This window comes from Alteromonas aquimaris (genome assembly GCF_026183695.1).
Taxonomy (GTDB): Bacteria; Pseudomonadota; Gammaproteobacteria; order Enterobacterales; family Alteromonadaceae; genus Alteromonas; species Alteromonas aquimaris.
In genome coordinates this window covers 383,943-405,047 of sequence record NZ_JAPFRD010000011.1, presented here as the reverse complement: position 1 = coordinate 405,047, position 21,105 = coordinate 383,943, and the positions used below count along the sequence as shown (strand labels likewise).

The window sequence follows — 21,105 nt, the reverse complement described above, 5'->3', positions numbered from 1 at the left end:
GCTTAGGCTCCTATACCAGTAATGAAGCCGACTACGCGGACAATTATGCCATCCAGCCCCCACAAAATTAACCCCACCACTACAGTTGCAGCAATGACAATCAATGTGGTTTGGTTGGTTTCCTGACGCGTTGGCCAAATAACCTTGCGCACTTCCATTCTTGAATCCTTCGCAAAGGAAAGGAAAGTGCTACCTTTTTCGGTAGTGGCTGCGATAAACAACGCAATTGCGCCAACCGCTACGGCGACCAAAGCGCGGTAAAGTACTGAGTACTCACCAAACATATAATTTGCTGTCACTAAACCTATCAGCAAGGCAAAAACAACCAGCCACTTCAACATATCGAGTGGGTTTGATGTACTTTCCGTTTTTTCGCTCATGTTACGATCCTAACAATACTGCATCGTTCAAACTTACCTTCGCATTAAGATAAGTGATAATTTGGCAGGGGTGGAGGGACTCGAACCCCCAACCATCGGTTTTGGAGACCGCTGTTCTACCAATTCGAACTACACCCCTGAAGCTTTTAATAGCAAATTTTATTTACACTACCCTTGGGAAATTAGCGTCTTTTAGTGGAAAGTGCGGTATCGCAAGGGAGGGAGGCGTATTATACTTAACCGTTCTTGAGATACAAGCGCTTTGTCACCTTAATTCTAATGATACGCTAATAAGTGCTTCACGGCTATTCCACACCAATGAAACCGCCCGTTTGGTGGGCCCACAATTTGGCATATATGCCCTCTTTGGCGATTAATTCGCTATGTGTACCCGCTTCAACAATTTCTCCTTCATCCAAAACCAGTAATCTGTCCATTTTAGCGATTGTTGAAAGCCGGTGAGCAATAGCCAGAACTGTCTTATTCTGCATCACCTGATTTAAACAATCCTGAATAGCGGCTTCTACTTCAGAATCTAACGCTGAGGTGGCTTCATCTAATACTAAAATAGGTGCATCTTTAAGCAATACACGCGCAATCGCAATACGCTGACGTTGCCCTCCTGAGAGTTTAACGCCGCGCTCGCCCACATGGGCGTCATATCCGGTTCGTCCTGCGCTATCGGAAAGGGTCAATATAAAATCGTGGGCTTCTGCTTGTTTTGCTGCTCGGATCATCTCCTCTTCGGTGGCATTCGCTCTGCCATACAAAATATTATCTCTTACAGAACGATGCATCAAAGAAGTATCCTGGGTGACCATACTTATTTGTGAACGTAAATGTTCTTGCGGCACCTGCCGGATATCTTGCCCATCAATTTTAATACTGCCAGACTGAATGTCGTAAAATCGCATCAATAAATTAACCAGCGTGGACTTACCCGCCCCCGAGCGTCCCACTAAACCAACTTTCTCGCCTGGCTTGATTCGCAGATTTAAATTCTTAAACACTGTTACCGGATGACCCTCTACCCCAGTGTAACCAAAATTTATGCTGTCAAAATGGATCTCCCCGCCTTTAACGCTAAATAACGTCGGTTTTACCGCATCTTTTACCGCAACGGGCTTCGCCAAAGTATTCATTCCATCCTGTACGGTGCCGATATTTTCAAACAGCGCAGAAACTTCCCACATTATCCAGTGAGACATGCCATTAAGTCGTAAACACAAACTTACCGCTACTGCAATGTCACCAGGACTGGTGACATTATGTAACCATAAATACACCGACATGGCCGCCACGGAAAAAATGAGCAATGCGTTTGCTATCTCAACACAGGTTTCCAGTACCGTTACCAATCTCATTTGCGGATATACGGTATGTAAGAAATTACCCATACTGTCTTTGGCGTAATCTGCTTCACGTTTACTGTGAGAGAACAGCTTTACCGTAGTGATATTGGTGTAGCTGTCCACAATGCGTCCTGTCATCATGGAGCGGGCATCAGCCTGCGCTTGCGACACGGTTTTTAATTTAGGCACCAATACTCTTAGAATGGAGAGGTAAACTGCAAACCAAATTACTAACGGAATAGCCATACGCCAGTCAATGCTAAAAACCAACACCACCATGGAAAGGAAATACACACTGATATACACCATCAAATCCAGTAGCTTCATTACTGCTTCGCGAACAGATAAAGCAGTTTGCATAACTTTGGTGGCTACCCTGCCGGCAAACTCGTTCTGAAAAAAACTCACGCTCTGGCTAAGTAAGTAACGATGAGCATTCCAGCGGATCCGCATGGGATAATTTCCCATCAAGGCCTGACGATTAAAAAGCGAGCGAATGAGAATGAGCCCAGGGATAAGCATAATAACCACCACGCTCATCCCGATCAGAGTCCATTTTTCTTGCTGCAGGAACGTTGCACGGTCGTGAGTGGCAAACCAGTCTACCAATTGACCTAAGAATCCAAATAAGGTCACTTCCAGCATGGCGACCAGTGCACCTAGCACTGACACGATTGCGATCACCCACCACATACCCTGGGTATAGTGGCGACAAAATGCCACCAGACTCTCTGGCGGTTGTGTGGGTGGAGGATTCGGAAACGGTTTCGTCAATCGTTCAAAAAATGAAAACATTCGTAACACTCAGGAATACTTTGTAAACCTTAGCTTTGTGAGGGTAGATTCAACTTTTTCAAGGTATTGTTAATGTCATTGGTTTAATCTTATCTTTGTGTCCTGTTACTTCCGCTTCAGCCCACCTCATTCAGTAGTGCCTCGTAACGTAAGTGTTATCGCAGCGACTTCCCCTTTTCCAACTCTAATACCATTTTATTACCTAGATGCTGTCCCGGTGCATGGGATGCTACAGATTCTATGCATATTTGCTGATGCGTAGATGGAAAAACTCCTATTTTAAAAACAAAACGACGTCATCAGCGTTATGTTGTTAATTCATGGCGACCCTATTGTTGAGTGAACTTATGCGGGCAACTTTAACGTCTGATGAGCTGAGTTGCCTAGCAATGAGAGGCGACAACACAGCAGAGTTGTTACAAGTTATGTATTTCTACGATAAATAGTTTTACTACTGACTTGGTCGTGTTATTAAAGAGGATGCAAAGCCCTGCTCGACAGGAACGTTTATAGACAGATGCGTTATTAAGCGCACCAGACAGGAAACATCATGCAACGTACATTACTCAGCCTAAGCATCGTCTTAGGATTGGCGGCTTGTAGCCCGCAACCAACTGATACAAGCAATACCGAAACCGCCCAGACCCAAAAACAGGACGAAAATAAATCACAACTCACCTCTGGGGTGGTCAAAGAGAATATGGATATGTCAGTCGATCCTGGTGACGACTTTTTCCGTTATGTTAATGGAAAATGGGTAGACAAAACTGATATACCTGCAGATAAGTCCAGCTACGGCGCCTTTAACATTCTGCGTGATGCAGCACAGGATGATGTAAAAGCCATTATCGAAGAGTCCGCCAGCGGCGATTTTGAAAAAGGCTCTGATGAGCAGAAAGTCGGCGATTTCTATGCTTCCTATATGGATATGGAAACACGCAACAAGTTAGGTCTGGAGCCGCTGAATAAAGATTTAGCCATGATCGATGCGATTTCTGACTACTCAGAACTGGCGTCCTATTTTGCGTATGCTAATCGCTACGGCTATGGCTCCCCATTTTCCCTGGGTCAATACGTAGACTTCAAACAGCCGGATACGTATATGATGTACATCTGGCAGAATGGATTAGGCTTACCAGAGCGAGAATATTACTTTAAAGAGGATGAAAGCTCGCAAACTATCCGCGATGCTTACGTTAAACATATTGAAAAAATGTTTACTCTGGCCGGCTTCGATGAACCCGCGAAGAGCGCTGAGATGTTGATGAAGTTTGAAACCGACATTGCATCGCTACACATGAAAAAAGAGCAGACACGGGATTGGGCATCAAACTACAACAAAGTATCGTTGGATGAGCTGAAAACCGTGATGCCTGATTTCGATTGGAGCGCCTACTTATCTCAGGCCCAAATCACTGATATCGACGGCCTGGTATTCATGCAAACCGATTTTGCCAAAGAGCTAGACAGTCTGATCACCAAGACGCCGCTTGATCAATGGAAGACCTTCCTGCGCTGGCACTTAATTAAAGCAACTGCTAGCCACCTTACCAGTGCGTTTGATGAAGCAAATTTCGAATTTTACAGTAAAGTTTTACATGGGGTAGAAGAGCAGCGCCCCCAATGGCGTCGAGCGGTGGACTTTCTAGACCCGCACGTGGGTGAGATTATAGGCAAAGTATACGTTAAAAAGCATTTCCCACCTGAAGCGAAAGAACGCATGATGGAAATGGTGGATAATTTATTGGCGGCGTACAAAGACAGCATCAATGAACTTGACTGGATGACCGACGAGACCCGCAAGCAGGCCCTGGACAAATTATCTAAATTCAGTGTAAAAATTGGTTATCCTGACAAATGGACCGACTACAGTGCGTTATCGGTAGAAGCCAATGACTTGCTTGGTAATATCAAGCGTTCTGCCGATCGCCGGTATGCTGAAGCCCTTGAAAAGCAAGGAGGTCCAGTATGGGATCACGAGTGGGGCATGACGCCGCAAACAGTTAACGCTTATTATAGTCCTCCGCAGAATGAAATTGTTTTTCCTGCGGCAATCTTGCAGCCGCCGTTCTTTGATATGAATGCGGAAGACGCAGTGAATTATGGGGGTATTGGTGCGGTTATTGGTCATGAAATTGGTCATGGCTTCGATGACTCAGGCAGTACATTTGATGGTGATGGCGTGTTGAGAAATTGGTGGACAGACACAGACCGTAAAGAGTTTGAAAACCGTACCAAGCAACTGGTTGATCAGTATAACCAGTTCGAAGCGTTACCCGACCTTAATGTAAACGGTGAATACACCCTGGGGGAAAACATTGGTGACTTAGGCGGTATCAGTATCGCCCTTAAAGCCTATAAAATGTCTCTTGAAGGCGAAGAAGCGCCGGTGATGGATGGCTTTACTGGCGAGCAACGTGTCTTTATCGGCTTTGGTCAGGTATGGGCAAATAAATATCGCGATGAAGCGCTGCGTACTCGCGTACAAACTGACACCCATTCGCCTGCCCACTTCCGAGCGAATGGCGCGGTGAGAAATGTTCCAGAATTCTATACCGCGTTTGACGTCAAGCCCGATGATGAGCTTTACCTGCCTCCTGAGAAGCGCGTAAAAATTTGGTAGTTCTGCAACACCAAAAAGGTCAGCGTTCGCTGACCTTTTTATTATCCTTGCTCTTAAAAACTGTAGCTTAATCTAACCCCATACTCGAAATCGGTCTTTTCAACTGCCGTAAAGGGTTTTGAATTATGTTTTAACTCAGCCTCTAAGGTTAGAGATAGGGTTTGTGTGACCTTAAATTCGATACCTGAAATAATCACTGAACGGAAATCGTCTACATCATCAACTGCGGGTTGGTAATAGACAGTAGTGTAGGCGTCAAAGGGATATTGTGAGGCCTGAGAATAGAGAAATTTAGCGTAAAGATTAGCCCGGGTTGTTTCGACATCGCCACCGCTGGAAAGGGATTTTTCTACTTCGTAGAACAAACCGGTTCCAATTGAGGTTTTAAGTTCGGCCTTTTCAAACGTCCGAGAAAAACGCCAGCGCGCTCCCCCGCCCGCCAATTTACGGCTGGATAAATCCGCAAAATCATCGTATTCATATTGTGCGAATAACTCGCCATCTACCTGAGGGCTGAAAAAGTTAAAGCGCGTCCAGCGTAAATGGGTATAAAACTCGTCTTCGTCTTTAATATCATTGGTTTCCGAATAGCTGTAGTCCGTAATCAACACCCACGAGTCTTCTCGTTGGCCATAGCGCAGGATACTGCTCAGGCTATATTCAAGTTCGTCTTTATTGCCTGCCTCTCCATGAATGCTTACCCCTACATTACCGCTTACCCCTTTTTCAGCCACGTTGGCTTGGTCTACAGGTACGATGGCGTAGGCAGTAGATGAAAGAAGAAGTCCTGTGCACGCGGCTAATGGTTTAACGCTTAAGTGTTTCAATAGTCACTCCGATTGGTATTTATATTTATGGGATAATCGAAAAGGGGCTTAGGGTATAGATTTGAAAATATTTATCAATGAAGATTGGCAAGAAGTTTAAAGCTGGTTTAGTAACGATAAGGCGCGGTGAGCATCGCTTGTGGGGATAAAAATGTGATCGTGATAAAAGCCGGCGACCACATTCGCGCTAATGTTTTGCTTGGCAAGTGTGGTCGCGATAACAGCGGTTAAACCCACGGCATTCAAACTGGAATGGACTTCACAGGTTAGGCAACAAAATAACTCTGAGTAAGCATAACCGTATGCGTCGGCAACTTTCTTTTCAACAATGCACGTACACCCCTCGCGTTCGTGGAACAATCCCTTTATTGGAAAATCCGGGACACGCTTTCCTTCATCCAGGGGAACGGATATAAATACGTAGATTTTGTCATCAAGGGATGGGTTGAGATTGGCCACCAGGGTATTGAGATCGAGCTCCCCTTCCTCTCTTGTCAGGTCAGCTTTTTGCATCGAACCTTTTTACCTTTAATCTTGCCTTCCCGAAAATGCGCCATTGCCCGCTTTGCACTGCGAGTTTTTACCGCTACGTAAGACGCATTGCTTACCACTTTGATATTGCCGATGTCATCCGCCTGAATTGCTGCATCATTGGTGAGCGCGCCGACAATATCGCCTGGCCGAATCTTACTCTTCTTTCCAGCAGATAATACCAGGCAGGTATAGGCAGGTTGAGACACGTTTTTAGGTTGAAAGGTAAGACTCTGTGCACTTTTTTTAACAAACTGTTTTTCTCTGAACGCTTCAATCTTATTCAAATGCGCAAGTTCGTTATCATCATACAGCGTGATAGCTGTGCCTTCGGCATCTCCTCTGGCGGTGCGTCCGATCCGGTGAATATGGGATTCGACTTCTTCGCTCACACTATAATTAAAAACGTGATCGACCTGCTCGATGTCCAAGCCTCTTGCTGCTACGTCAGTTGCTACTAATATCTGCAGTGCTTTGGCAGAAAAACGGATAATTACCTCATTCCGCTTTGCTTGCTCCATGCCCCCATCCAGCCCCTGTACGCTAAAACCAGCATTAGAAAGTTCATCAACTACCTCTGCTACATGAATTCGACGGTTACAAAATATGATGGCAGAGGTCGGCTGGCAGGTTGTTAACAGCGCCTTGAGTGCTTGCAGCTTTGATAGTGTGCCGACATGATAAGCCACCTCACTGATCTGAGGTTGCGCTAACTCTGGGGCACTAATCTCACATTTTAACGGTTGTCGCAAAAAGCGTGAGGCCAGGGTCTCCACTGCTGCTGGCAAAGTCGCAGAAAACATAAGTGTTTGCACAGGGGTCGTAATTGCAGAAAATATCTCGGCCACATCGTCATGGAATCCCAAATCTAACATGCGGTCGACTTCATCAAGTACTCGAAAGGTAATTTGAGAAAAGTCCAGTTGTTGTCTGGCAAGTAAATCTTTTACCCGGCCCGGCGTGCCGACAATGATATGTGCGCCATGCTCTAAAGATTGAATATGATGGCGGATAGGTACGCCTCCATATACAGCGAGTACTTTTACATTGCCCATCACCTGTCCGACCACTCTGGCTTCTTGTGCCACTTGCTCAGCTAATTCCCGAGTCGGACACAAAATGATAGCCTGAGGTGAGTATTGATTTAGTTCGAGCTTATTAAATACAGGCAGTAAAAAAGCCAGTGTTTTTCCACTGCCCGTCCTTGCCTTTGCCAGCACGTCGCGACCATCTAGAGAGTGCGGTAACGTTTCCTGTTGCACGGGTGTCATTTGATGAAAGCTACGCCGTTCAAGTACGTCAGCAATAGATTGATTAAGCGGTAATGATGAGAATGATGAGAATGATGACACTATTTTGCCATCCGCCAAAGATTAATCACCCCATTCTCCACATGTTGTTCCAGGCCCTTTTTCATTTTTGTATTTTCACTCCACTGTTGTGCCCACTGTTTGTATTCTTCTGACTGTTTGACAACGACAGCGGCATTTTTGAGCTTCTCCACCAACTCTGGCTGAGTGCCAATTTTTGATAAGACGATATAAGCTGTGACATATCGGTGGGGCATTACCAACTGAACATCTCTGCATGCTTTACTGATCTCTTTACAACCGACTTGTATGCCACCTTGTGAACCGAATATATAATCAGCTTCTCCGCTTAACACTGCTGCCATGGCGGAGCCCCATGAATCAAACTCAATGGTGGTTAAACCTGCTTCTCTGCTGACTTCGCTGCGATAGTCTGAACGCAATGTGGCGATTTTCTTATCTTTCGGGATGTCACCTAAAGAGGTATAGGTTTTGCCATCTATACCAAACAGCGCATGCATATTGCGGGTGACAGGGGTTAGCCAATGAAACAGCTCTTCACGATCCGGCGTTCGGGCCACGGCAAACGCCAGCACGTTTGATTTTGATTGCGCTTCTCTGACAATTCTTTCCCACGGCGCCGCCAGGATCTGCTGCTCGAGTCCAGCCTGATGAAGAATTTTTCTAACCAGATCAGGGATGTAACCTACGATGTTGCCGCGACTGTCCATCTCGGCGAAGTAAGGGATGAGATCGGCGATGACCCATAAATCATTGGTGCTGCCTAATTGTTTATCACCGACAAAGCTGATAATTCCTTCTTCTACGCTCACATCAGGTAAATACTTTCTCAACTGAGGAACCGTCTGCTCAATCAGCTTACGGTATGCTGAGGAAGCTTTATATTCGCTCGCGGCAACGGTTAGCTTGGCGGCAAGCTCTGAATTCTCTACAGTTTTAGGCAGCACTATGTAGCTGTAAGCCGTATCCCACAGTAGTACTTTAACCAATCGACTACAGTCTAGCTGGTGTTGTTTACATACCAACGCCACGCCCATTTGAGAAAAGAATAATCCGTCAGCCTCCCCTGAAAGTGTTGCGTTTACCGCTTCCGCCCAACTATCTTTAAGCACGATTTGATTAATTTCATGCTGTCTGAGTATGGACTCCCGGTAATCATTTTCTAACACACTAATACGCGGTATATCGGCCATCGACAGGTTCTGCTGGTTGACGAATGGGGAATCAGATTTGACAAAAAGTGCGACCGGGTTGGCAGTAAGGGGCGTGATCCAGTAATAATCATTTTCGCGCTCGGGGGTGCGCGCGAGTACCGACACCACGTCTGGCTTCTTGGAGCCTAGCTCACTGATTACAGTAGCAAAGGGTAAGGTTTCGAAGCGGGCGTCAATCCCTGCGTTGGCTATTACCCCCTTCACCAGACTGACGGTAAACCCGGAGACTTCGCCCTGCGCATCAATCTCACTAAACACGGGTGAATTACTCGTGATTACCCGTATTTTACTCTTCTGAGCATCCGGCATAGCAAAACCAACGCTCGCGAGTAGCAAAACACCGAGTAATATAAAAAGCCACTTCTTGCCCATCAGCTTAATGGAGTCTCCAGCTTCCAATTCAGAGTTTGACCGGCAAAGAATGGAACCATCTCGGTCCCGTCTGCCAACGACACGATTTCAGGTACTTGCCACGCATCCTGAACTAACGTAATCGTGCCTGTATTGCGTTTTAAGCCATAAAAGTCGGCCCCGTAATGGCTTGCAAACCCTTCCAGTTTATCCAAAACGCCAAGCTCTTCAAATACTTGAGCGTAGAGTTCAATTGCGCTCCAAGCACTATAGCACCCCGCACAACCGCATGCATTTTCTTTTTTCTCGCGCGCATGGGGCGCGGAATCTGTACCGAGGAAAAATTTCTTGGAGCCGCTCGCAATGACTTCTCGAATGGCTTGTTGATGGGTATTTCTTTTCAATACTGGTAAACAGTAATTGTGGGGTTTGATCCCCCCCACCAGTAAATCGTTCCTATTTAATAATAAATGCTGGGGGGTCACTGTTGCAGCCACATTTTCAGAGCTGTCAGAGACAAACTCTACCGCGTCAGCAGTGGTAATGTGTTCGAAAACTACTTTTAACCTAGGAAAGGCTTCAACGATGGGAGCTAAATGGGTATCAATAAATGCCTTTTCGCGGTCAAATATGTCGATGTGTGAATCGGTCACTTCGCCGTGAACTAACAATAACATTCCGTGCTCTTGCATCGCTTCAAATACTGGGTACAACGCGTCTATCCCTGTAACCGCACTATCTGAATTTGTTGTTGCGCCAGCGGGATAGAGTTTGCACGCATGGATCCCAGCTTGTTTAGCATCAACGATATCCTGTGTTGATGTCGCATTCGTCAAGTATAACGTCATTAACGGTTCAAATTGGTTATTGGCTGGACGGGCCTTTAAAATTCGCGACTGATACTGTAGTGCCATTGTTGCCGTGGTGACAGGGGGCACTAAATTGGGCATGACAATAGCGCGTTTGAAGCAGCGTGCGGTTGCCGGTACGGTCTCTTTTAACATATCACCGTCACGAAAATGCAAGTGCCAGTCATCCGGCGTGGTTATTGTAATGCGATCCATGATGCCCCTTTCTACGATTTATAAATTGATAGTTAGTATTTTATCACCTTAGTTTACGCTTTTTTGGTGTAAGCTGCGATGATTACAATGCGCGTACCGTTAACCTTTCCTTCAATATGGTCGGGATTATCGCTCAACGCAATGTTACGCACAGCCGTCCCCCGCTTAGCAGTAAAACTTGCCCCTTTTACATTTAAATCTTTAATTAAATGGACTGTATCTCCTTGACTCAATACCGTGCCATTACTATCCACGGTGGGGGAGTGGTGCAGTATGCTTGCTTCCGCTTTAGCCCACGCCTCAGTGGCCTCATCCAGATAGACCATATCAAGGAGATCTTGGGCCCATGGTTCGCTGTTCAATCTTTTCAACATTCGCCAGGCCACTACCTGAACTGCAGGGACGGAGGACCAAACAGCCTCATTTAAACAATGCCAATGATGTGTATCTAAACCCTCACCTTCAGTTAATTGTAAGCGGCATTTATCACACACGTAAATGCCTGAATCCTCATCATCGGTAGGTGACATTGGCACACTGTAAACGGTCAATTTATTTTCGCTGCCACACAGTTCACAACTGTGGTTGGCCCGTGCCGCAACTCGACTTTCTATCACACTGTTTTCTCAATTAGGTATTCTGCCTAAAGTATACCACTTGTGAGGCCCTTTTTTCAGACACCAATGTCATGTTTGACAAAAATCAATTCTTCAACAGGATAACCGAGTGAAGAAGCTTGGTTAACTAAACGCTCGACTGTTTGTTGTTTCAATTGGGGACGACGCGAAAGTATCCACAGATAATCTCGATCTGGTCCAGTTACCATGGCATATTGGTAATTTTCATCCAATTCAATAATGACATAGCTGGCATAAAAGGGGCCGAAAAAGCTCACTTTCAAATGGCCGGTATTCTCTTCATCAACAAAATAAGCCTTTCCTTCTGCCTCCTTCCATTCTTTATCTTCTGAATGAAAGCCGCGATTAATAACCTTAATTCCGCCATCAGCGCGGCGTTCATATTCAGCGGTAACCTTGTTTAACCCTTCTTCAAAAGGGTGTGGTAAGCGAGCAATCTCATACCACTTCCCCAGATAACGAGGAAGTTCAAAGTTTGATACCGGCGTAATGTTTTCGGGCACACCTGTACAGCTTGTCAACATTGTCACGCATAACAAAATAATCAGTCGCATGTTTGCTCCAAAGTGGTAAATTAAAGCTTAGGTGAATTGTGGTCATTTTAGATATGGCCATTTGATACGAGTTGATTGATGTTAAAGACTATTTATCCGCACGCGAGCAAGCTAATCTACGGATGTATGGGTCTGGGCGGAGGGTGGGATACACCCCATTATGACCAATCCCATATCAAACAAGCTGAAAAGATTATCAATATCGCTATTGAAACAGGTATCACTGTTTTTGATCATGCTGATATTTATACACATGGTAAAGCGGAAGCTGTGTTTGGAGAGGTGTTAAAGAAAACCCCCTCGTTACGCGACAGCGTTATTTTACAATCAAAATGTGCCATACGATTCAGCGATAATCACGGCCCTAAACGCTATGACTTTAGCCCTGAGTGGATAACCTCCTCGGTTGAAAACAGTTTAAAACGGTTGCACACGGAACAATTAGACATTCTCCTGCTTCATCGCCCCGATCCTCTAATGGAGCCCGAACTGTTAGCCGAGGCTCTTTGCCGTTTGAAAAATGCAGGGAAGATTGCACACCTGGGCGTGTCTAATATGCACGCGCATCAAATTGAATTTCTCAATAAAACATTGGATATGCCCATCATTGTTAATCAGCTCGAAATGAGTTTGGCGCACCGAGACTGGCTGGAAGATGGCATCACTACCGGCAGTAGTTTAAACCGTCAAATGGGTTATGCTGCTGGTACACTGGAATATTGCTGGTTGAATCACGTCCAATTGCAAGCGTGGGGAAGTCTTGCACAAGGACGTTTTAGTGGCAAGGTTACAGAATGTATAAAAGATGAAGCCACGCGCGCGCTTGTTCTTCAACTTGCAGAAAAGTATAGCAGCAGCCCAGAAGCTATCGTGTTGGGATGGTTGATACGCCATCCAATTGGCATTCAGCCAGTGGTGGGTACCACCCATCCTGAACGTATTCGGGCGTGTGCCGAAGTCGACAAATTAACCCTAAGCAGGGAAGACTGGTATGCGTTACTACAAAGCGTACGAGGGGACGAAGTACCTTGACGACAACGTTGATAACGGGTGTTCACCACATCGCTATTATTTGCAGCGATTACCCAAAGTCACGCCATTTTTACCATGCGATCCTGGGATTTCAAATTGCTGCTGAGAATTATCGCCCAGATCGCCAGTCATGGAAATGTGATTTAGTCACCCCAGATAAAACACAAATCGAATTATTTTCCTTTCCGGAGCCTCCCATTAGACCTTCCAGACCAGAAGCTCAGGGGCTACGGCATCTGGCTTTTAGCGTAGCGAAACTCGAACCAATGATTGCTCATTTAGCAACGTTTGGCATCGAATGCGAAGACATACGCACTGACCCTTACACCCAAAAACGTTTCACCTTTTTTAGCGACCCGGACAATCTTCCCCTCGAGTTGTACGAAATTCATTTATGAAATTTGCTCAACCTTAGAACCATTTCAACTTTTTAAGAGTAACTCTAACAAAGGTGGAAAGTGACTTCGCTACTAATCAACATCAAGGTGAAAGCCGCACCGCGATGAAGCATCAGTAGAATCGAGCGCGAGCAATCTATTATCGACTATAGTTAATAGTTCACGCGCTCTTTATTTTCGACAGTATTATCTAGTTGTCCATACGAAAAGTAAGTCGCTGGCATCAATGAAGTGGTTTTTCGAGGATTTTCAATGAGCTCATCAAGTCACCACGAATATATGTGCCCGCAGTGTAGCCATATCAACGCGCTACCGGAACGTGCGCTGCGCAACATGTACAAGGAACAACTCACCACATGTGAAAAATGTGGCTGCAAGTTAGAAGTGACCCCGGCGGATGGAATCAATAACCAGATAAACTTGGTTGTGTCCATCGCGGGACAGGAATACTACGTCCCTTAGTTGGTGAAAAACTCTCTGCGTAAGTCAGGGTTGCGCGTGAACTGCCCACCCAAAGCGGAGGTGCGGGTAAAGGAGTTAGTGTCTCTGATACCTCTAGCCTTTACACAGTAATGTGTAGCATTGATAGTTACGGCCACATCTTCTGTGCCCGCCAGCGCTTGTAACGCCACCATCACCTGCTGCGTGAGACGCTCCTGAACTTGCGGACGTTGCGCGAAAAAACTCACTAATCGATTTATTTTCGATAATCCGATGACAGTGTCTTGCGGGATATAAGCAACGGTCGCTGTGCCATCAATTGTGACAAAGTGGTGCTCACAGGTACTGGTCAGGCTGATGTCAGAGACTTTCACTGGCTCAGCCAGCGACATCTTATTTTCAATCTGGGTTATCTTGGGAAACTTTCGATAGTCAAGACCGGAAAATATTTCGTCAACATACATTTTTGCGATACGTTCTGGCGTATCCATTAAGCTATCGTCATTTCTGTCGAGCCCTAACACATCGAGAATATCGCTCATCGCAGCAGCGATTTTCTGGCGTTTTTCTTCGTCACTCAGATCCACATCTATCATGGGCGTCTCCAGCCCTTTTGCTTCCAGGGTATTACGCACCAACAAAGCTTCTTTTGATATTGAGGTTTCTAGTGCATCACGCACGATCACTGCTTTATTTACTGACATCCACACAATCCGTCTATTCAAAACAAATTCTAAAGACCCTATAGGCCTCGGGACTGGTAATTTTATCACCACCCGCTAATAAACGCGAGTTCTGCAAATTTCTTCATCTTAAATTCATGTAAGTGATAAGATCAACTGCCGCCTGTATCTATCGACCGCTAATGAAAAAGACGACTAAAAAACTGGATAATAGCGTAATTAAAGCGCTCACAATTGCGTGTGAAACGGCGAAACAGTGGGATAGCGGTTTTTTATGGCTCACCCACTCTGCCAATTACCAACACTTTCCTGCAAGTTTAAGGGTGACCTGCGTTTTCGGCCAGGAAAGTGAGATTCAGGAAGCCTATGCACAGGGAATGGATAACGATTTACGCCGAATCATTCACTCTGAGCTGTTACGAATTGGAGTTCAGGTTAAAGATAACAACCGCCTGGTGCGTTTCGATAGCGAAGAACGCTGCCTGATGGAAGACCAGGGAAATTGGAACCGTCGGTTAGCGCGCTAAAGGATAGACAGTATGGTGCGTACGTTTATTTGTAATTTCATTTTTGATAGCTGACAAAAACTTAACTGACTGATGCATTGTCGACCAACATTGACAAGCGCTCTCCCCTACCATTAAATAGGGATCGTAGCGTACAGGTAGCGTATAAGGATTAAAGGATGAGTGTTCGTTGGATGGCTATATGTTTGTTAGTGACAATGATCACATCCTGCGGGGGTGGAAAATCAAACGATGAAGAAGCCGTCATGGGTGCGGTGGAGAGCGCCCCAACGAATTCTGTACCAGATTACATACTTAACGCTCCGGATGCTGATATTGAAATATTGCTGATTGGAAACAGTCACAGCGCACTTGAAGACTTTCCCCTTATTATTAAAAATTTAGTTGAAGCGGGAACTAATCAGACGGTTAATTCATTTAATACCAATGATTGGAGTTATTTGTCAGAGCGGAGTAGAGAAAGCGGTACTACGTATGACATAGTTCACAGTAGAAACTGGACGCATGTTATTCTACAGGGGCAGATGTACTCAACCTCGGGTAATAACACATTCCCCACCACCGCAGCTGAAGAATGGGTGGCGCTGCTCAGAGACCTCGATATCATCCCTATCATGTATCCCGAACATCCACGGGAAAATAATTTCGAAGAAGGACAGCGGGTTTACGACCTTCATCATACGATAGCGCAATCTTCTAATGCATGTGTTGCGCCGATAGGGCCAGCATGGGACATCGCGGCAGAGTGGTACCCAGACTTATCCCTTCATAACGAAGATGGCAATCATTTTAATCGACGTGGTGCAGTTTTATCGGCTTTGGTGTTTTACCAGGTTATCACCGAGCAGCCTGCCAACGAATTGCGATTTGTTGAAGGACTAGGCGTCAGGGAGCAACTTCAAACTGACTTGAAACGAGTGGTAACCGATGCGGTTGCTCTTTATCCCCCATGCGAATATCTGTGAATTCAAGATTTGTCTGTTTATTGAACCGTTAGCTGAACCATTAAAATATCTTATTCATTGTCACTTCATTACAGAGAAATGTTGGAGGGAGAATTATCAGCCGTTATACTTGCTGCCTAATTTATTATGAGGCGCGATATGCACCACCAACTCATACCCGAATGGGAACCGATTGAAGCTGTTATTTTGGCGTGGCCCCATCCGCACACTGACTGGGCGCCATGGTTAGAGACAGCCAGGCAAACTTATGTAAAACTTATCGAACAGGTCAACCTTGCCAACGTCGGTGTTGTTTTACTTGTCTCTGAGGATGATCTCACTGACATCCAACTGTACTTACCAGTTAATGCCAATGTACTGATTGTGCCTGCTATTTTTAATGACACCTGGGTGCGTGACTATGCGTTCTTAACGTGCAATGCTGAAGGTAAAAAGATACCGGTCGAGTTTCGCTTTAATGGCTGGGGCAATAAATTTTCCGCAATCGATGATAATCATGTTAATCAGCGCTATCTGTTTAATTTGTGTCGGCATGCCGCTGTTCATTCGAATATCGTCGCAGAGGGCGGCGCACTGGAAATAGATGCTAACGGCCACTTATTGAGTACATCGCTGTGTCTGCTAAACCCAGAGCGAAATGGCGAATTGACATTAGCTCAATATCACGATGAATTCACCCAAAAGCTTGGCGCCAAGTATATTACCATTTTTGAGCAAGGCCATTTAGAAGGTGACGATACCGACGGCCATATTGACACCTTGGTACGATTCACCCCCAATAAGGGGCTTGTCATTCAGGCTGCCTACAACCGTGAAGAGGATCCACATTTCGGTTCGCTACACGCACTCTGTAAAGAATGTGAGGCCCAACTTCCTAATCACAGACAGTTTCATCTCCCGCTTCCGGCAATGTACAACGATGAAGGTGACCGTTTACCGGCTTCGTATGCAAACTTTCTGATCTGTAACGACCGTATCTTGCTACCGATTTATCAACAGCCTGAAGATGACATGGCGATTAGTGTGATGCAACTGGCCTATCCCAACCATAAGATTGTGCCAGTGGACTGTGCCGTTCTTGTCCAACAGTATGGCAGTTTGCACTGTATTTCGATGCAGATCCCCCGCGATACACTAAAGCCCGAAGTGGCCTCCCAAATAAAAAATGGAGTAAGCGTTTATGCGACCAAATAAGCTTAAAGTAGGTCTGGTTCAGCAGGCCGTTGCAGATAACGACAAACAAACTAACTGGCAAAAAAGTGCGGATAAAATTGCCGAGCTTGCTGCGCAAGGGTGTGAGTGCATTATGTTGCAGGAATTGCACAGCACCCTTTATTTCTGTCAGGACGAAAATGTCGATGCATTTGATTTGGCTGAGCCTATTCCCGGACCGGCTACCGAATATTTTGGTGCCCTGGCGGAAAAGCACAACATCGTATTAGTGACCTCCTTGTTCGAAAAGCGGGCGGCGGGGCTTTATCACAACACCGCAGTAGTATTCGATCGGAGTAGAGAAATAGCCGGACGCTATCGTAAGATGCATATTCCTGACGACCCGGGTTTTTATGAAAAATTCTACTTTACCCCGGGGGACATGGGCTTTAAACCTATAGATACCAGTGTCGGCAAGCTGGGCGTTTTGGTGTGTTGGGATCAATGGTATCCAGAGGCTGCCCGTTTGATGGCTTTGGCAGGCGCAGAGATTCTGTTCTACCCGACGGCTATTGGCTGGGACACACGGGACACGGATGACGAAAAGTCGCGTCAGTTCGGCGCGTGGCAGACCATACAGCGCGCACATGCGGTCGCCAACTCACTGCCGGTGATTGTAGCCAATCGTACTGGATTTGAAGCGTCTCCGAGCGAAAACGATCCGGGTATACAATTCTGGGGACAAAGTTTCATTGCCGGTCCACAAGGTGAGATACTGGCTCAGGCAGGTGTTGATGAAGAAACTACCCTGTCAGTTGAGCTGGATATGGAGCGTACCGAACACGTTAAACGTATCTGGCCCTACTTCCGGGATCGGCGCATTGATGCTTACGATAATCTGATTAAACGCTGGTTAGACTGATTTTGTCATTCTGTACTGCCTGGAGTTCACAGGCAGTCTTGCTTCGCTATGTCTTGCGCGTGCGCTCGTTTAGTGTATAAATCGCACCTTCGTACATTAAAAAGCACTGACGCCCAGCTTTCGGGGCGTGGCGGGTAATTGCTGCATCGCTCACATCCAGGCCGCCAGTATATTGTCCAAACGAGGGCATAATGAGCAGGTTTTCGGTCAACACATAACATTTCCCACGCAACCGATGCCGGTTGACGCTGACCTTTCCCTTCGGATGAAAATGTCCTACCACCTGATAGGCTGCGTCCTGTTCGGGCTCATGTACTATACGTATATTGCCAACGATAGTTTGTTTGCGCTTCTTGCCAGGAATGTCTGCAGGCAGATCGGGATCGTGATTACCTAAAATCCACACCCATTCTGTGGGCATTTCTACCATCCTGGACAATTCTGCTCGATCGCCCGATGACAAGCGCGTAAATGCCCCCACATCGTGAAAACTATCACCCACACATATCACTTTGGCGGGCTTAAAAAGCGCTATTAGTTTTGTCAAACGCTGCAAGGTGGCGTAGGTGTCCAAGGGTGTCAGTGGGTTTCCAGACCGAGCCAGATAGCTAGCTTTTTCAAGATGCAGATCTGACACCAATAACGTATCGTGAGCGGGGCAAAATGCGACACCTTCAGCATGCAACAACCAGCTTATGTTTGCCAGCTTGACCAATACACCTTGCCTTTTAGCTATGGCGTCGTATAACCAATCAGCTGTGACTGCCACCTAATAACTCCCTGATTTCGTCCATCATTGCCTCAGCTTCCGCATACAAATCCGCTTGTTCAAGTAACGCATGCGCACCGGCCCCTTTAATCTGTTCACTACGCACATCCAGCACAATTGGTATAGCCATGGGAGAGACCTTCGGCAGGTTAATAAGGGTTGTTTTTCCTACATAGCGAATCAGCATGTCGGCCAACCGACGCAGATCCAGCAGCTCTCTTTCCGCATCTGCACGGGCCACACTTAACAAGATATGATCAGGGTCATACTCCCTTAACGTGTCATATATCAAATCCGTTGAAAACGTCACCTGTTTCATGGTTTTCTGACTGCTGTGATAGCGCTGCTCGGTCAAACCGCTCACCACAGCTACCTGCCTGAATGAACGCTTGAGCATGGGTGCTTGCAGCATCCAGTCTTCCAGTTCATCGCCGAGGATGTCAGGTTGGAAAAGTGCCGCTAGTTGCGCTGAAGATATCTCTTTTAACGCACTGATGGAAAGACCGTAATCAGTCACACTAAAACTTAGCGGTTTAAGTTTTAGTTTTTCCATGCGACGAGTCAGTAACATGCCCAAGGTTTGATTTGCCATGCGCCCTTCAAAGGTATAGAACAAGGTATAAAAGGTTTTTCGAAAAGGAAACTGCTCAACTAAAACCCGATCAGGAGTAGGGATTTGTGAAAAACCCTCCTGCAGTTGCAACCATTCCAGCACCTGTTCGGGTAACTTTTTCCACTCATTTTTGTCATGCAAAATTCGTTTAACATTATCGGCCAAAAAGGTAGACATGGGCATTTGTCCACCTACATAACTCGGTATTTTAGGATCTTTACCTTTGGCAGGGCGGGCATGTAACTGCATGTCTCTGATGGCCTCATATTGCAGTACTTCGCCAGCAAAAATGAAGGTATCCCCCGGGGTCAATTGCTGCGCAAAGTATTCTTCTACTTCACCGATAATGGTACCCTGGTTGCCTCTACGCAGACGCTTCACTTTTAGCCTGCCCGCTTCTACAATGGTTCCAATGTTTTGTCGATGGCGCTGTATGACACGCTTATTAGCCGCAACAAGTTTCCCTTCTTCATTTTGCAGTAATCGTTGATAGCGTTCGTAGCCTTGCAATGCGCTGCCCCCATCCCGGGTAAATGCGAGAAGCTTTTGGTAGTCTTCGCGGCTCACCGCCTGATAGGGCGCTGCGTCAGTTATTTGTTGATATATTTCTTCCACATCGATGGGTTCATGACAGGCACAATTAAGAATGAATTGGGGCAGGATATCCATCGCCCCTGGCTGCGGCGCGTCCCCATCCAATTGACCTGCTTCAATTGCATCCACCGCTGCCTGGCATTCCAGTGCTTCGAAACGATTCGCTGGCACCAACAACGCCACACTAGGTTCATCCAGCCGGTGATTGGCCCTGCCAATGCGCTGCATCAACCGACTGACCCCTTTTGGTGCGCCAACCTGAATAACCAAATCCACATCTCCCCAGTCAATACCCAACTCCAACGCTGAAGTGGAGACAATGGCACGCAGCTGTCCTGCGGCCATCATAGCTTCAGTTTTACGTCTCTGCTCTTTACTCAGTGAGCCATGGTATAGCGCGATGGGTAAGCCAAGACGATTTTCCTCCCACAACATTTGAAACACCAGCTCGGCTTGAGCACGAGTGTTAACAAACACTAAACAGGTTTTCGCGTTTTCAATGGCAGCATAGATATCGCTCATTGCGTACTTCGCCATGTAGCCGCCAAAAGGCATACGATTCATCGATCTTAATATGTTCACATCGGGCTTTACAGGCGAAGGGACTTCCACTATTTCTGCCGGGTTTCCCGTATTGCCTAACCAGCTGGCGATTGTTTCGGGTTCTGCGATGGTGGCTGAGAGTCCTATGCGCTTTATGCCGGGGGCGAGTGACGACAGTCGACTTAGCGCCAGCGAAGTAAAATCCCCACGCTTATTCGCTACCACACTGTGGATTTCATCGATAATAACTCGCTCTAGTTTATCAAATAAAACGCGTGCATCAGCGTAAGACAGCATTAGCATTAACGATTCAGGCGTCGTTAGCAGTATGTTGGGGGGATTTTTACGTTGGCGCTGACGCTTGTGTGAAGGCGTGTCACCGGTGCGGGTTTCTGCCGTCACTTCCAGTCCCATTTGCTCAATTGGCTCGAGTAAGTTGCGGTGGATATCCTGCGTTAAGGCTTTTAAAGGTGATATGTATAGGGTATGCAAGCCTTTACGCGGCGACGCGTCAAGTTCAACCAGAGAGGGTAAAAAACCGGATAATGTTTTACCTGCACCGGTTGGTGCCACCAGCAAGGTATGTTGCGGTGTGGTCGCTGCGCGCAGCATTTCAAGCTGGTAATCGCGTAACGTCCATCCTCTATGGGCAAACCAGTCAGCAAATCTTGGCGGTAAAATAGGCATTCTCAGTTAATCGGATCTGCATCCTGTTACGTTTTGAATTCCTTCCACGATTAAAAAAAATCAAATGTTTGTGTTAAGGCGTATATCACTTCATCTACGAACAGGAGCTTTGTTTTGCA

At 46.3% G+C, this 21,105-nt stretch carries 19 protein-coding genes and 1 tRNA gene; 7 read left to right on the top strand and 13 right to left on the bottom strand.

Annotation, left to right across the window (positions count from 1 at the left end):
* Positions 1 to 2: 2 nt before the first annotated feature.
* The 3 genes from secE to OPS25_RS11950 form a co-directional block, all read right to left on the bottom strand.
* Positions 3 to 380, bottom strand: coding sequence for a preprotein translocase subunit SecE (gene secE / locus OPS25_RS11960; protein ID WP_265617959.1), 378 nt, complete (start codon positions 378 to 380; stop codon positions 3 to 5).
* A gap of 62 nt (positions 381 to 442) precedes the next feature.
* A tRNA-Trp gene (locus tag OPS25_RS11955) sits at positions 443 to 519 on the bottom strand.
* A gap of 166 nt (positions 520 to 685) precedes the next feature.
* Positions 686 to 2,527: an ABC transporter ATP-binding protein gene (locus OPS25_RS11950; protein ID WP_265617958.1), complete on the bottom strand. Its 1,842-nt coding sequence runs from the start codon at positions 2,525 to 2,527 to the stop codon at positions 686 to 688.
* Between the two features lie 550 nt (positions 2,528 to 3,077).
* Between OPS25_RS11950 and OPS25_RS11945 the strand changes: the two genes are divergently transcribed.
* Positions 3,078 to 5,150, top strand: a complete 2,073-nt coding sequence (locus OPS25_RS11945; protein WP_265617957.1) for a M13 family metallopeptidase — start codon at positions 3,078 to 3,080, stop codon at positions 5,148 to 5,150.
* 53 nt (positions 5,151 to 5,203) lie between these two features.
* Here OPS25_RS11945 and OPS25_RS11940 read toward each other — a convergent pair whose 3' ends face one another.
* The 7 genes from OPS25_RS11940 to OPS25_RS11910 all read right to left on the bottom strand — a co-directional run bounded on the left by OPS25_RS11940 (position 5,204) and on the right by OPS25_RS11910 (position 11,660).
* Positions 5,204 to 5,977, bottom strand: a complete 774-nt coding sequence (locus tag OPS25_RS11940; protein ID WP_265617955.1) for a DUF481 domain-containing protein — start codon at positions 5,975 to 5,977, stop codon at positions 5,204 to 5,206.
* A 96-nt stretch (positions 5,978 to 6,073) separates the two neighbouring features.
* Positions 6,074 to 6,490, bottom strand: a complete 417-nt coding sequence (locus tag OPS25_RS11935) for an ACT domain-containing protein (protein WP_265617954.1) — start codon at positions 6,488 to 6,490, stop codon at positions 6,074 to 6,076.
* Positions 6,472 to 7,860 (bottom strand): ATP-dependent RNA helicase DbpA, encoded by a 1,389-nt coding sequence (gene dbpA / locus OPS25_RS11930; protein WP_265617953.1) that lies wholly within the window; start codon positions 7,858 to 7,860, stop codon positions 6,472 to 6,474. The genes OPS25_RS11935 and dbpA overlap by 19 nt, the downstream gene beginning before the upstream one ends.
* Complete coding sequence (locus OPS25_RS11925; protein ID WP_265618422.1) at positions 7,860 to 9,362, bottom strand: substrate-binding periplasmic protein; 1,503 nt, start codon at positions 9,360 to 9,362, stop codon at positions 7,860 to 7,862. The genes dbpA and OPS25_RS11925 overlap by 1 nt, the downstream gene beginning before the upstream one ends.
* A 62-nt stretch (positions 9,363 to 9,424) precedes the next feature.
* On the bottom strand, positions 9,425 to 10,468 hold the full coding sequence (gene pyrC, locus OPS25_RS11920; RefSeq protein WP_265617952.1) for a dihydroorotase: 1,044 nt from the start codon (positions 10,466 to 10,468) through the stop codon (positions 9,425 to 9,427).
* Positions 10,469 to 10,521: 53 nt separating this feature from the next.
* Positions 10,522 to 11,085 (bottom strand): PhnA domain-containing protein, encoded by a 564-nt coding sequence (locus tag OPS25_RS11915; protein WP_265617951.1) that lies wholly within the window; start codon positions 11,083 to 11,085, stop codon positions 10,522 to 10,524.
* Between the two features lie 56 nt (positions 11,086 to 11,141).
* Positions 11,142 to 11,660: a lipocalin family protein gene (locus OPS25_RS11910; protein ID WP_265617949.1), complete on the bottom strand. Its 519-nt coding sequence runs from the start codon at positions 11,658 to 11,660 to the stop codon at positions 11,142 to 11,144.
* A gap of 78 nt (positions 11,661 to 11,738) precedes the next feature.
* On the opposite strand from OPS25_RS11910, the gene OPS25_RS11905 reads away from it, so the two are divergent.
* Together OPS25_RS11905 and gloA2 are read left to right on the top strand one after the other, a co-directional pair.
* On the top strand, positions 11,739 to 12,692 hold the full coding sequence (locus tag OPS25_RS11905; RefSeq protein ID WP_265617947.1) for an aldo/keto reductase: 954 nt from the start codon (positions 11,739 to 11,741) through the stop codon (positions 12,690 to 12,692).
* 8 nt (positions 12,693 to 12,700) lie between these two features.
* Positions 12,701 to 13,090, top strand: coding sequence for an SMU1112c/YaeR family gloxylase I-like metalloprotein (gloA2, locus tag OPS25_RS11900; RefSeq protein WP_265618421.1), 390 nt, complete (start codon positions 12,701 to 12,703; stop codon positions 13,088 to 13,090).
* 458 nt (positions 13,091 to 13,548) lie between these two features.
* On the opposite strand, the gene folE is transcribed toward gloA2, so the two are convergent.
* The gene (folE, locus tag OPS25_RS11895; RefSeq protein WP_265617945.1) at positions 13,549 to 14,235 is read right to left on the bottom strand and encodes a GTP cyclohydrolase I FolE; all 687 of its coding nucleotides are present in this window, start codon (positions 14,233 to 14,235) and stop codon (positions 13,549 to 13,551) included.
* A 161-nt stretch (positions 14,236 to 14,396) separates the two neighbouring features.
* Between folE and OPS25_RS11890 the strand changes: the two genes are divergently transcribed.
* The 4 genes from OPS25_RS11890 to OPS25_RS11875 all read left to right on the top strand — a co-directional run bounded on the left by OPS25_RS11890 (position 14,397) and on the right by OPS25_RS11875 (position 17,780).
* The gene (locus OPS25_RS11890) at positions 14,397 to 14,741 is read left to right on the top strand and encodes a Fis family transcriptional regulator (RefSeq protein ID WP_265617944.1); all 345 of its coding nucleotides are present in this window, start codon (positions 14,397 to 14,399) and stop codon (positions 14,739 to 14,741) included.
* 158 nt (positions 14,742 to 14,899) lie between these two features.
* Positions 14,900 to 15,706 carry a hypothetical protein gene (locus tag OPS25_RS11885; protein ID WP_265617943.1) on the top strand — a complete coding sequence of 269 codons (807 nt, stop codon included), beginning with the start codon at positions 14,900 to 14,902 and terminating at the stop codon, positions 15,704 to 15,706.
* Positions 15,707 to 15,844: 138 nt separating this feature from the next.
* Positions 15,845 to 16,900 (top strand): agmatine deiminase family protein, encoded by a 1,056-nt coding sequence (locus OPS25_RS11880; RefSeq protein ID WP_265617942.1) that lies wholly within the window; start codon positions 15,845 to 15,847, stop codon positions 16,898 to 16,900.
* On the top strand, positions 16,887 to 17,780 hold the full coding sequence (locus OPS25_RS11875) for a carbon-nitrogen hydrolase (RefSeq protein ID WP_265617941.1): 894 nt from the start codon (positions 16,887 to 16,889) through the stop codon (positions 17,778 to 17,780). Before OPS25_RS11880 ends, OPS25_RS11875 begins: the two co-directional genes overlap by 14 nt.
* 46 nt (positions 17,781 to 17,826) lie before the next feature.
* Here OPS25_RS11875 and pdeM read toward each other — a convergent pair whose 3' ends face one another.
* Positions 17,827 to 18,549: a ligase-associated DNA damage response endonuclease PdeM gene (gene pdeM, locus OPS25_RS11870; protein WP_265617940.1), complete on the bottom strand. Its 723-nt coding sequence runs from the start codon at positions 18,547 to 18,549 to the stop codon at positions 17,827 to 17,829.
* A complete protein-coding gene (locus OPS25_RS11865; RefSeq protein WP_265617939.1) occupies positions 18,533 to 20,986 on the bottom strand; it encodes a ligase-associated DNA damage response DEXH box helicase in 2,454 nt (817 codons plus the stop codon). The genes pdeM and OPS25_RS11865 overlap by 17 nt, the downstream gene beginning before the upstream one ends.
* Between the last annotated feature and the right edge of the window lie 119 nt (positions 20,987 to 21,105).